This is a genomic window from Runella sp. (genome assembly GCF_027484545.1).
GTDB lineage: Bacteria > Bacteroidota > Bacteroidia > Cytophagales > Spirosomataceae > Runella.
Map to the genome: position 1 here is coordinate 1 of NZ_JAIXST010000233.1, position 12,444 is coordinate 12,444.

The following is a 12,444-nucleotide window of genomic DNA, read 5'->3' on the forward strand; positions in this document are numbered from 1 at the left end:
AGGCATCCCCACTGGTTCGGACGGCCGATGCCGCTGGTTTACTCTCACTTTGAGAGAATTCTAAGTTATGATTTTCTTGGAATTTTTACATCGCACAAATCTAAAGGCCGATGCGGCTGTTCTTTGAGTTGATACCCATTACGAATTGGGCTTAGACCCATGCGTTTCAAGGTCTGATTTAGCACCATCAACAAAATGGCACTAATACGAGAAACTTTACTCTGCGAAATACTGAAATTGGCTGCTTGTTGCTGCTGTAAATTTCGGACCGCCGACGCGGTTAGACTTTAGATAGTTCAATAGGAAAAATAATTTGGTAGAAGTACCCAATAATTGAGAATTACCGTGTTCATTATAGGAAGCAAAAGCCCGCTTTTTGCCTTCTAAAGTGTGATAACGATAATATCTTTGCCAATCTATATCAAACTCTGAGCACATATAATCAAACTCGGCTACGGTCAAGCTGGTCAAGGATAGGAACTGAGTCTGATTCTGACGTATTTCTGAATAGTTCATTTATGATTTCGTTAATAATCTCAAAGGTAATAGTCGCGCATCAGTTTAACTTTTATTTCCGCATAATCACTATTATATAAAACGCAACTGAGTTGTTTTTCCGTTATCTAATTTGACGGTTTTATAAGTGTGGGCTTGCGGTCGGTTCCACAGTGTTTCAAACCATTCCGTAATTTCTCTAAATTGAGCGTCTGCGCCAAAATTTGCCGTATTGAGTTCGATGTTATTGGTTTTTTTTAGGCCAATTCCCGCCTCGGTTAAATTAGAACTTCCTGTAATGTAATAATCGTTTTTGGGGTCAACACCGGAGGAAGGTGTTTTGAAAATATAGGCTTTGGCATGGCAAAAGTTGGGCTCCAGGGTTTTAGCCTCCACTTTTTCCAATTCCAAAAAAGCAACTGCTTCTCGTGCCAGTTGCCCCAATTTAAGTGCGGCCTCAATGCTGATATTTTCGTTGAGCAAATCTAATGAGCGTTCGCGATTTGCGTCAAAATTAACAATATCACCTAATACAAAACGATAAGAATTAACTTTGTCTTGGGTATATCGTGCTAAAAAAGCCAATGCTCCAATCGTAAAATAGCCTGTCACAATAGACATTTGCCCTTTGGCTGTATGGTCTGTAATCCACTCATGGACTTTCTTATTTTGATTTTCGTTGTCTAAGAGCATACAATGGGACTGTGATGAACAAAAACATTTTTTCAAATATAGGCAATCTTGAAACCAACCCCGTTCCAATATTTTAGTTAAATTAGCAGTAATTCAAAATCAAGTTTCCTTTTTAAAAGAAAGCCGTTACGCCATTAGTTTATGTCATACTTCAACATAGATTCCATCAAAGAGCGCACATTCGATGCCATTGTGATTGGCACAGGTATCAGCGGCGGTTGGGCCGTCAAAGAACTGACCGGTAAGGGCATACGGACGCTCGTATTGGAACGCGGACGCGATGTAAAACACATAACTGATTATCCCACGGCGATGAAAAATCCGTGGGAGTTTCCTCATTTAGGAGAGGTCCCGTTGGAATTAAAACAAAAAAGTCCTGCTTCGAGTGGGCATTATATTTTTAAAGAGCCGACGCTTCACTTTGTGGTCAAAGATTACGAACATCCCTTTGTGCAGGAAAAACCCTTTTCCTGGATGCGTGGCTATCAGGTAGGCGGACGCTCGCTGCTGTGGGCGCGTCAAACGCAGCGTTGGTCTGACTTTGATTTTGAAGGCCCGGCCCGCGACGGTTTTGCGGTCGATTGGCCCATTCGCTACGCAGATATTGCGCCTTGGTACAGTTACGTGGAGAAATTTGCGGGGATTTCGGGCAACAAAGACGGTCTGCCTAATCTGCCCGACGGAGAATTTTTACCCCCGCACGAAATGAGTTGTGTTGAAAAACACTTCAGCCAGCAAGTAGCTAAAAACTACAAAGACCGAAACATCATCATCGGGCGCTCGGCCAACCTCACCGAACCGAAGCCGATTCACTACCAACAGGGACGCGCCAAGTGCCAAAATCGGACGCTTTGTGAGCGCGGATGTCCGTACGGGGGCTATTTCAGCACGAATGCGTCCACCTTGCCATGGGCTGACAAAACGGGCAAAATGACCCTGAAACCGCATTCGGTCGTGCATTCAATTATTTACAATGAACAAAAAAAGAAGGCAACGGGCGTGCGTGTCGTAGATGCCAACACGAAGGAAATGACGGAATACTACGCCAAAATCATTTTCTTAAACGCCTCGGCGCTCAATTCCAATTTGATTTTGCTTAATTCTACCTCCAATCGTTTTCCTACCGGTTTTGGAAACGACAGCGGCGTGTTGGGAAAATACATTGGCTTTCACAATTACCGCGGGCGGGTCTCCGCCGAGTACGATGGATTTCACGATACCACCACCGAAGGCAAGCGTCCTAATGGCAGTTACGTACCGCGTTTTCGGAACGTTTATAAACAGGAAACTGACTTTTTGCGAGGTTATGCCGCTTCGATGGGGTCGTCAAAAATGGGCAATCCGACCGACGGATTGTTTGGGGAAGATCTCAAAGAACAACTGGCCAAACCTTCCGAAGAAGGCTGGAATATCAGTGCCAATATGATGGGGGAAGTCGTCACTAAAGAAAGCAATTTCGTGCGCCTTGACCCGAACCTGAAAGACGATTGGGGAATTCCGCAACTGCGGATGTCGGTCGATTTTGATGACAATGACCTAAAAATGGTGAAGGATTTTTACGAGCAGTTTTCGGAAATGTTCACCAAAGCCAGTTTTATCCATATCAAAACTGCTGATACCAAACGCGTACCCGGCAACGAAAACCACGAAATGGGCGGCATCCGGATGGGAAAAGACCCAAAAACGTCGATGCTCAATAAATGGAATCAAATGCACGCCTGTAAAAATGTATTCGTCACCGACGGCGGCTGTATGACCTCCACTTCCACCCAAAATCCATCGCTGACCTACATGGCTCTCACAGCGAGGGCGGTAGACTATGCCGTGAAGGAAATGCGGAAGGGGAATATATAAATGCGTTTGCAACGCGCTTTCCCGGCGTTCGCGTTGCAAACGCAAACGAGCGAAAAAAAACTCAATATCCATGGCTGGTATCGAGTTAGAAATCACACCTAAGACATCAGTTCAAAATATATATGTTAGTAAACGGAATACATATCAATGGTGAAGAAGTGGAATATGCTGTCGGTGACAGAAGGTATACTATTTTGGTATTACTTGACGGCACACAGTTTAGATCATCACGAAATTTGGAAAAAATCTGCGAACGATTGGGCTTATTGCGTACTCACAAATCAAGTGCCGTTAATCCCACCTATATTTCTGGGTTTTCGGAGGATGGGGTTCAAATGCAATCCGGATTTACAGCACAAATTTCGCGAAGACGAAAAATCGAAATCTTAGGGCCTCCCAAAAAATCACCGAAAAGAAAAGCTGTCCAACAGGTTTCGCTTTCACAGACTTGAGCCTTTTACCGCTTTTTATTATAAAAAAATACCCCGCATCATTGACGTAGGGCATTTTAAACATTACAATAATCTAAACATTATAGATAATCGTATTTAACTTGGCTATTAGAAATTCCTTCTTAATGCTCTATAAAGTATTTATACCTTATTTGGATACTTGATTTTATGGGTAAACTCTTCTAAACTGTCAGTACCTCGTATGTCAATGCGTTGAATCTCGAAAGGTCTGGAAAGCGGCCAACGATTTATTCCGTTCCCAATGCGAAACGCGTATTTGATTCCGTACCTTGACAGAATCCGCTGCATTTTAATTCTGTCCGCTCTCTTTTTTGGGCGACCACCGTAGGGATAGGCAAAAGCAGAACTGTACAATAAATGATTGTCTTCAAAGAACTGAATGTTTTTCTGCAAGTCTTCCTGAATAAACTCATTGGAAACTGTTCCGTAATGGCGATGCGTATGAGAGTGCAGGCCCAATTCAAAAACCGTACTGTCTAAGTTGCGAAGTTGCTCTGCCGATAGGATGGGTTCCGACTTTATATCCCATAAACTCGTTTTACCTGCATAAGCCGTAGGTACAAAAACAGTAGCGCGGGCATCGTATTGTTTTAAGAGAGGATAGGCATTTCCAAGCGTACTGAGATAAGCATCATCAAAAGTTAATAGAACAGCCTTTTTAGGAAGAACCCGATGGCTAAAGTATTGGGCGATGGAAACAAAGGTAAATCCTTCCTTTTGCAGATAATTCAAATGCTCTTCTAATTGACCGGGCGTAACCGTCAAAAAATCCTGTTGACGAGTTTCTACTTTGTGATACATCAGTACCCGAAGCTTTCCCTGTTTTTTACAAAACAAAAAAGTAAAAAATATACCGAACAGTATTCCACCGCCAATAAGTACCATGAAGAACGCGAACACACTTTAATTTTAAAACATCTTAACTAATCAACTGATAATAAACAACTTATTAAAAAAGGTGTGTAAACGACCTCAAATGATGTAACCACAGTCTTTAGTGGCTTCAATGGCTGCCCGAAGTTAACAATTTATCCCTGAAATACGTACCCGAAAAAGTAGATTAATTCTATTTTTACAAAGTCTATAAAGCTAATCCATAGAAGGATAAAGAGGTTTTCAGCAAGCATGAATAGAGTAGGATAGTTTCGATATTAATAGGTCGATAGATGGTAGATGCCAATGGTAAATCAGTGACGGGGTTTTATAAAGAAAGAACCCAAAATACGATTACGGCTATTAAATTGTTACCCAAATAGTAAACCAAAAAATTTTAGCTAACCATTTTCTGCCATCGTCTGTACAGATAGGGATAATGGCAGAAGACGGAATTTCTGGAAAGCCCGCCATCAGACAGGATCTATTAGTGGGAGAATCACAAAAGTATTGAGAAAGCGATTCTGAGGAATTTTCATAAAACCACGGTTTTAATCATTCTTCGCTCCTTTCAAAATCCATTTTTGAACTACTACTAATTGGCAATCCGTTAATTTTCCAATGGGAGGCATAGGTGAATAACCCTGTTGCGAACTCATCGTACCAAAAAGCCGCTGATTATCCACGTAGATTTTTACGCCCGTATAACTGTCTAAAAGAACACTTCCTGAGGCAGCACCTGTTTTATGGCAACCGACACAGTAGGTATCCAGCATAGGCCTCACTGATTTTGAGAAGGTTACGTTGGCCGTGTCCACACTTACGTTACAAATGGTTTCCTTTGCTCCCTGTTGAATCCACTTCAGAAACAAATCGGTTTGGGCTTTGGAGAGCGGTGCCGACGGGGGCATTCGGTCTTCTCCGGTATCCATCATGACTTGATATAACCTGCTACTGAGTGGCTTTCCGGTATTAATACCCTTGCTTGTGATGGTTTTGTAACTCGTTAGCTCATAGCCGTCGGCACGGCTTTTGGCATCGTGGCAGCCACTCGTAGCGCAATTGCTCACAATCAGTGGAAGGATTTGAGTGTTAAAACAAACTTGGTCACCGGTCGTTGTGTTTGGCGTAATTGTACAGGCAAGGGTGACGCCCGTGGCAGTATTCGTACCATTGGCGGGATTCGTTGGGTCGTTCGTGTTTGACGTAGTTCCGGGGGTGGGTTTTTCGTAAAGGCAGGAAACAAGCATCCCGATTAGACCAATAAAGAGGAAGTAGTGAAGGGTTTTCATTGTTTTATTTTTTTGCAGTAAAGACAAAACGATTTTTGACGGTAAGTGACTCGGCGATTTTAGCTATCACCAAGGTCGGAATTTCTATTTTATGGTCAATGAGTTTTACGTCGAAGTTACAAATAAAAGTTAATTGGTCTTTTCCAACGGTCAGTTTTCCCTTGAGGATTCGTTCCTGTTTTACCCCGTGCATTTCTAAAATGCCTTTGGCCGACACATCATATACCCCTTCTTTTTTGAAATCAATCACTTCCTGAATCTTTCCTTTAAATGTCGAGTTGGGATATTTTTCAGATTCCATGTAGTTCTCATTGAAGTGCTCCTCCATGAGTTTATTGGGGAAGTGAAACGCCACGTTTTGAATCTTCACCGCTACTTCCGAAGTGGCGATATTGATAATGGCGGCTACCTGTTTATTAAGCGCGGAGATATTTTCCAAAGGAGTTTCGGAAAAAAAGCTTGTTTCACCCGCCTGCGTAATGAACAATTGAGATTGTGCCTGAAAAGCAATAAAGTATAGGGTAATCAATGGAATAACAAATCGTACTTTCATGATTGTTTGATTTTTGGGAATAAAATTATTTGTTTGTTTTCCTCGCACTTTTGTCAAAGCTAAAGACCCTTGAGATGTTGAATCCGTAGAAAATATCGCCGTTTTGCCACGTACCTTCGGTTTGGCCGATGAGGTATTTTTCGCTCATTCCCTTTGAATTGGTAAAGTGCAGTTGAAACACGTGCCCACCCGTTTCGATGTCGAAACCAATGGAAAGGGCATTTTTAAACTGCGGATCGCGCAGAGAAATCCCACCCACGGTGGTAGGTGTGTAGTAATATTCTACGTTGAAAGACGTACGTCGAGTGAGTTTGAAGCGTCCGCCCATTCCCAAACTGTATAAGGTATTGGCGTCGTTTTCGGTTTCGACTTTGTTGCGGTGAAGGATTGAAGGAGTAAGCTGTAAAGAAACCCGCTCGCCAAATTTTCGGGCAATCAACAACTGACCACAGTACGTTTGGCGTTCTAAATTATTGAAAAAACGGGCACTGGGCTGAGATGGCAAGGTATTGGTATAAGCTGCCGCCAACAATGCCACGGTGACGGGCATTAGTTTGGCTCCGGATGATTGCCGTAACAATTTGTATTTGGCGTAATAATCGTAGGTTTTTTGGTAACTGTTGCGTCCCACACCGACGGTGAGGCGGTCGGTAAGGCCAAATTCAAATCCCAAACGGATTTGGGATTGATCCAGACCAAACAATTGCTGATAGCCCGAATTCACCGCGCCGAACCGGTGCGAAATTCTAAAATCAAGGTGTTTGGCGGCAACGGTCTCAATCGAATGCCCCGATACAATTCGGGTTGATTTGAACGTAGCCGAGGCATAGCTTATAACGGGCTTTTGTATTTTATTAAGTTCATCCAACAAGTCATCCTGAGCTTGCGAGATAGTAGAAATAAAACTGATACATAAAAGGAAGAGATATTTTTTCATTGGGATGGTGTTATGAAGTGTCAGGCATTTTTTCCTGACACAATAAAAGAAGAGTTAAGCCGCTTTGATGGTAAGGGTGGTTCCGCTTAGTACGGTTGGATAAACCGTCAGTCCTTTTTTACCTTCAGTATTCAGTCCTTTACCCGTGTTGTCAAAACGAGCCCCGTGGGCCGTGCAATAAAACTCTCCTGATCTATACGTGATTTCACGCTGTTGTTGGTGACTACAAATGAGCGTTACGGCCACATAAATATCTGTACCGGTACGAGCTACCACTACGTATTGAGAAGAAAGCACTACATAACCGTTAGCCGATTTAAGAGCAGCATATTTAGGGTCGGTAAGATCAAGGATAATGTCTCCCGCTAAGGGCGTGACGCCCGAATCATTTTGGCAACTTGTCAGGCTGTTTCTGGCACAATAGACGGCCACCAGGGCAGCCCCTTTTAATCCTAAATTCTTCAAAAATGCATTACGGTTGATTTTCTCTTGGTTAGTCATTTTCAATGTTTGTTAAAGTGCTGTTTTGTGGTTCGTCAGCAAGACGGTATTTTCAATAAAATGGTGGGGTGAAGCACAAAAAAAGTGCCGAATAGCTTTGCCGGCACTTTCAAAAGTTATGAATGACATCAATCAATCGCTTTCTCTTTCCGAATTTTCAGTAGGGTTTGTTGGGTTACTGCTAATTTCAGTATGCCTGATCTGTCCTCCCAGATAGCCTGTTCGGGCAATTAAACCAAAACTTACCAGTGAAATCAAAAAAGTAATGATTGCCACGGGTCGGGTGAGCGGTGATTTTTTAACCGTCAAAAACAGTCCAATAAGTGCAAAAACACCTAATGCAATCAAAGCTATCAATGAAATTAAGGCAAAATCTTCGTGTTGCTTTATGGTAGATTCAACAACGCCCTGTATGTTTTCAACTGTTTCTTCTGCCGCCTCTCCTGTCAAATAAGCGATACCAGCTCCAATCGAAGAGATAATAAAAAGAATATAGGCGGCTGTTTTTGTTTGATCACTTTTAGTCCACAGACCGTAGGCTAAAACAAGTCCGCCGAACAGGGAACCGAATATCGGAAGGTGCGTAATCAAAAGATGCAGGTGGGTCTGGTTTATCATTATTCGAATTTGATAAATTTTATCCGGTCAGTTAAAGAAAAGTCGCAATGCTTTGGTGCCGTTGAGTAGGTATTCCCGCAGACTGGACAAACAAAATAAGTAGAAGGCATACTATTCAACGTATTGCTGTTAATATCCCCTAAGACCTGTTCAAAAAAGAACTTATGTTTCTTTTCCGTTTTCAGGGCATACGTAAGACTTAGAGAGGCAATCTCATTACCAGCCGTTTCGGCTGTTTTTAAGAATTCGGGATACATAGCAGTTGCTTCGTACGCTTCTCCTTCTATGTCATCGTGCAGGTTTTCCTTGGTTGTTTTTACGGTAAATTCGGGTTTGATGGAGGGCACCGTTGCTCCCGCGTCCTCTATCACCACCTTATGATTCATTGAATGAATATTTTCAGCCGCTGAAACAGCATTATAAAGCAAGGCAATTTTATGATACCCCTCTTCCTCTGCCTTTTTGGAAAAAGCAGCGTATTTAGCAACGGCGGTCACCTCCCCTTTATAAGCAGATTGCATGTTTTCAATGGTCTTGGCTTCTGCCTCCATGTGTTGTTTTGTAGTCATTGTGTCAGTTGTTGTTTTTTTGTTCTCGCAAGACACCATCAAAACAATGGAGGAGGCGAATAATAAACTATAGGCGTTGAAGAGCTTTTTCATTGGGACTGTCGGTTAGAATTTTTGACAGTTCAAAGTTGATACCTTTCTTTCTTTAAAGCATTACACAATGCTTGAGCATTGTTACAACATTCACACATGACAGAGGTCTCTGTTTTCACCTATAAACTTAATGGTGGGGTTAGCACCGCCACTGGCGTTAAAAGGTGGGGTAAAGCACAAAAAAAGTGTCGGAGATGATTGTCCGACACTTTCAAACACTGGAAACCTGTTATTTTTGCCTTTGCAGGTGTTTTTCACCTGCAAACTTGTTGGCGGTGAAGACACCGCTAATGGCTTTAACCACTAGAATCTCGACCTCCATAAGTCCGTGCTACGCAAACCCAGAGGCCTATCTCGACATCAACGTTCCAAACCTTTTCAGCATTGTAAAATTTATAGCTGGCGTTGTAGATTTTAGCGATGGCTGTTTACAAGGTCTCAAAATAGTCCCTGAGACGTTTTACAACATCAAGGGCTTCGCTGATTTCTTCGTGATAGTTAGGCTGGGTAGAATCATGAGCATTCGTATTTAAATTAAAATCAACGATTACATTAACTTTATCAATCAACCATGTGGCCTCATCTTGATTTCTATGTTGTTCTTCAAGTAGTCGAACAAATGCCATTTTAAAACCTCTGAGTTTTTGTTTTTCCTCTCGATTCAGAATTGCATCAGATTCAAAATCGGTTCCTAATCTTTGAATATAATTTAGAGGTATTTTTGTGAATTTATTAAATCTTCGCCGATGTTCTTCTGTAATTTTCTCCCTTGCTTTAGCAATCAAATTAGACAAGGTTTGATATTGACTTTCAGCCTGTAAATGTGTGTTAAAGTAGCTCTTCAGAATAAATTCTATTTCTTTTCTTAAATGCAACGCTGCATCATCAAATCTTGACTCATCAAAATATTCTTTTGCTCTTTCAAAATGGCTTTTTTGGGGAAGAAGCACTGGTGCTTGCTGCCCATTTTCATCTCTGTGAAGTTCAAAGTACTTCCATTCGGTGGCGGTAGTAAAACGTTTGAGTAGATTGAAAAAGCCTTTGTCGTGCGTCAAGATGATTTTTTAGTAGTCATCGAAAAAAGCCAATGCGGGGTTATTATCTACATTGAGTAGCATTTTTATTACTTTATGACGATTGCTCATGTCGAGGCTTATCAGTAAATCGTCTAAACATAGCACCCTAAAATCAATGTTTTCTCGGGGTGGACGTGTTCGTAAGGCCCCAATCCGAATCGCCAATGCAATGCGGGTAAGTTGTGCTTTATTGAGAAACGATTGTGGACGATGGTTTTCTATCCATTGCTGGGTTTGAGCATCATACATACTTACCCAAAGTTTGATTTCAGCCCCTTGCGGAATTTTGTTGTTGGTTAATGCATCGTTTTTCTCCCGCACCCAACGCTCATCAATGGTAGTTTTGTATTTCAAAAGGAGTTTCAGAAAATCCTTCCCCTCATAAAAATGGGCTTTTAAAAAGTCATTGGCGTTATTTTCTATTTGAGTAATGAAAGATAAAATTTCGTTGTTGATTGTTTCCAGTTTTAATTGGAATTGTTCTTGAATTATGTCGTTTTCTATTAGAACTTCATCTGGGCTTTCTTCTGGGCCATTTTCCGCTATATCACCAGCAATTACTACTGTTTCATCTGAAATAAATGTATTCACATTCCCTTGATTTTCTTGAATTAAGGGTAGTTCCAAGTTCTCCATTTGCTCCCGATAGCTCTTACCGTTTTCCTCAAAATACGGAAATACATCCCGCCAAAATACCTCCCACAGGTTTACTTCTTGCTTGTGCGTGACGTTGTAGAAGTTTTGCAACAGTTTGTAGTTGATAAAATCAGAGGCTAAATTGGCTTTTTGAAGTACTGCATCGCCGATGGTGTTGATGAGGGCGGGCGATATGGTCTTAATGGTTTTTGTACCGTCGTCTTCCACGTAGGTCATTTCAACCAGTACGTCTTGGTCAGTTGGTGCAAAAACGTTTTTCAAACTTCGGAAGGTTGCAGGGTTTTGCTCCTCGAAATGCTGAAAATAGGCTTGCAGTTGGGCATCGGTTTTGCCACTACTTTGCAAAAAAGTGTATAAAGCCCAATAGAGCGAACTTTTGCCGCTTCCATTGTTACCGTAGAGCAGGACATTTTTGCCGCCAAACTCAAACGTTTGGTCCCTAAACGCCTTGAAATTTTTCACTACCAAGCGGTCTATTTTTTTCATACATTCAGAATGTGGGCTATGGTATGAGGGCTTTCGATGGCCATGAGTTTGAGACGATTTCTGACTTGGCTATCGGGCTGTTGCCACTGCTGATACACCTGCAAAATGGTTTGCGGCTGCCCGTCATAGGGCTTGATTTCGGTAGCGACAAAGGGCAAGATGTCAATACGCTTGGCTTTCATTTCTTCGCCAAAATACAACTCAAACACACAGCCGTCTATGACTTGCCGCAGGTATTGAGCCACGGCACCATTGCCAATGCTCGGGTGAACCTGAGGGTGTGCCGTATCGGTGAGGTAGATGACGTATTTTACCAAGTGCGCAATGGCTTCTTGATATTGCACACTCACAGCCAAGGGGATGGGAAATGGGTTGAGGTAATTACTTTTAAAACGTCGAGCATCGCCTTGAAGGGTATCGCCCGTGTTTTTCAAAAACCACCACATTACAGCACTGTTGGCAATGGCCAAAAGGTATTCGTAACTCGCTGAAATATTTTCTTTTTTGACCCAACTATACACCGTAGTAGCATGATAAAAGTTACCTTCATTGAGCGTCACGTTGGGGTGTGTGGTGCAGATTTCCATGCTCGAAAGCTTGGGTTGCTCAAACTTGACAAGGTTTTTGGGATAAATATACTCGTACCAATGGGGCATTTTGGCCGCCTTCCCGCTTTCTCGCGCTTTAAAAATGGCTTCTTGCTCCATGATGTATTGGAACGTATAGGGATAATTGTCCTCAAAGGTTTTGAGGGGTACTACCGCAGCTTTTTTGTTTTGTACTTGATACGGAAAAAAGACGTAATTATCGGTGTGTAAAGGGGCATAGCGTTGTACATCGCGCCCGCGCAGCATGGGCTTAAAAAACGTCTTTTCTACTTGCCACACTCGGTCACTGAGTTTGTTTTTGCCGTATAAATATCCTTCATCCTCTCGTTCCACTTCAATCAAAAATAGATTGTCGTTGCTTGTCTGTAAACCGACAAAAATTTCAAATAAATCCTCTATTTTATTCGGATGCTGATATATCTTTTCAAAGATTTGGTATTCTTCGGCGGTTCTGAAAAATATCCATTGGTTGCCTCCGTAGGCTTTGGCGGCACGGTCGAGGGTTTCGTAGCTGATAAATTCGTAGCGAGATTCGTCGTTGAGGTGTTGGATAAAATTGGTTCGGTGGGCAAATTTTTGGAGTTTAAAACCTGCATTGGCTTATTTAGAAAAAAAAGCAATGCAAACGTAGGTATCGGCATCGTTAAAGACCCGATTGGCTCCAAA

The 12,444-nt window shown here is 42.1% G+C and carries 15 protein-coding genes; 3 read left to right on the plus strand and 12 right to left on the minus strand.

What is annotated here, in order from left to right; all coding sequences use genetic code 11:
• Positions 1-216 precede the first annotated feature (216 nt).
• Together Q0081_RS21455 and Q0081_RS21460 are read right to left on the minus strand one after the other, a co-directional pair.
• Positions 217-516 carry a hypothetical protein gene (locus tag Q0081_RS21455; RefSeq protein WP_298358325.1) on the minus strand — a complete coding sequence of 100 codons (300 nt, stop codon included), beginning with the start codon at positions 514-516 and terminating at the stop codon, positions 217-219.
• Positions 517-588: 72 nt separating this feature from the next.
• A complete protein-coding gene (locus tag Q0081_RS21460; protein ID WP_298358327.1) occupies positions 589-1,188 on the minus strand; it encodes a phospholipase D-like domain-containing protein in 600 nt (199 codons plus the stop codon).
• A gap of 141 nt (positions 1,189-1,329) precedes the next feature.
• On the opposite strand from Q0081_RS21460, the gene Q0081_RS21465 reads away from it, so the two are divergent.
• Complete coding sequence (locus tag Q0081_RS21465; protein WP_298358329.1) at positions 1,330-3,042, plus strand: GMC oxidoreductase; 1,713 nt, start codon at positions 1,330-1,332, stop codon at positions 3,040-3,042.
• A 122-nt stretch (positions 3,043-3,164) separates the two neighbouring features.
• Entirely contained in the window at positions 3,165-3,494 is a 330-nt protein-coding gene (locus tag Q0081_RS31950; protein WP_409034086.1) for a LytTR family transcriptional regulator DNA-binding domain-containing protein, read from the plus strand.
• A 141-nt stretch (positions 3,495-3,635) separates the two neighbouring features.
• Here Q0081_RS31950 and Q0081_RS21470 read toward each other — a convergent pair whose 3' ends face one another.
• The 10 genes from Q0081_RS21470 to Q0081_RS21515 all read right to left on the minus strand — a co-directional run bounded on the left by Q0081_RS21470 (position 3,636) and on the right by Q0081_RS21515 (position 12,111).
• Positions 3,636-4,316 carry a polysaccharide deacetylase family protein gene (locus Q0081_RS21470; protein ID WP_298358331.1) on the minus strand — a complete coding sequence of 227 codons (681 nt, stop codon included), beginning with the start codon at positions 4,314-4,316 and terminating at the stop codon, positions 3,636-3,638.
• 623 nt (positions 4,317-4,939) lie between these two features.
• Positions 4,940-5,680, minus strand: a complete 741-nt coding sequence (locus tag Q0081_RS21475; protein ID WP_298358332.1) for a hypothetical protein — start codon at positions 5,678-5,680, stop codon at positions 4,940-4,942.
• A gap of 4 nt (positions 5,681-5,684) precedes the next feature.
• Positions 5,685-6,233 carry a YceI family protein gene (locus Q0081_RS21480; RefSeq protein ID WP_298358334.1) on the minus strand — a complete coding sequence of 183 codons (549 nt, stop codon included), beginning with the start codon at positions 6,231-6,233 and terminating at the stop codon, positions 5,685-5,687.
• A gap of 25 nt (positions 6,234-6,258) precedes the next feature.
• Positions 6,259-7,170 carry a DUF5777 family beta-barrel protein gene (locus tag Q0081_RS21485; RefSeq protein WP_298358336.1) on the minus strand — a complete coding sequence of 304 codons (912 nt, stop codon included), beginning with the start codon at positions 7,168-7,170 and terminating at the stop codon, positions 6,259-6,261.
• A gap of 54 nt (positions 7,171-7,224) precedes the next feature.
• Positions 7,225-7,671, minus strand: a complete 447-nt coding sequence (locus Q0081_RS21490; RefSeq protein WP_298358338.1) for a ubiquinol-cytochrome c reductase iron-sulfur subunit — start codon at positions 7,669-7,671, stop codon at positions 7,225-7,227.
• Positions 7,672-7,803: 132 nt separating this feature from the next.
• Positions 7,804-8,289, minus strand: coding sequence for a hypothetical protein (locus Q0081_RS21495; protein ID WP_298358340.1), 486 nt, complete (start codon positions 8,287-8,289; stop codon positions 7,804-7,806).
• Entirely contained in the window at positions 8,289-8,951 is a 663-nt protein-coding gene (locus Q0081_RS21500; protein ID WP_298358342.1) for a rubrerythrin family protein, read from the minus strand. The genes Q0081_RS21495 and Q0081_RS21500 overlap by 1 nt, the downstream gene beginning before the upstream one ends.
• 428 nt (positions 8,952-9,379) lie before the next feature.
• Positions 9,380-10,006, minus strand: coding sequence for a hypothetical protein (locus Q0081_RS21505; protein ID WP_298358344.1), 627 nt, complete (start codon positions 10,004-10,006; stop codon positions 9,380-9,382).
• Positions 10,007-10,015: 9 nt separating this feature from the next.
• Positions 10,016-11,170 carry an AAA family ATPase gene (locus Q0081_RS21510; RefSeq protein WP_298358345.1) on the minus strand — a complete coding sequence of 385 codons (1,155 nt, stop codon included), beginning with the start codon at positions 11,168-11,170 and terminating at the stop codon, positions 10,016-10,018.
• Positions 11,167-12,111 (minus strand): TaqI-like C-terminal specificity domain-containing protein, encoded by a 945-nt coding sequence (locus Q0081_RS21515; protein ID WP_298358347.1) that lies wholly within the window; start codon positions 12,109-12,111, stop codon positions 11,167-11,169. Before Q0081_RS21515 ends, Q0081_RS21510 begins: the two co-directional genes overlap by 4 nt.
• 75 nt (positions 12,112-12,186) lie before the next feature.
• Here Q0081_RS21515 and Q0081_RS21520 point away from each other — a divergent pair.
• The coding region (locus Q0081_RS21520; protein ID WP_298358349.1) for a hypothetical protein at positions 12,187-12,444 on the plus strand (258 nt) is incomplete at its 3' end.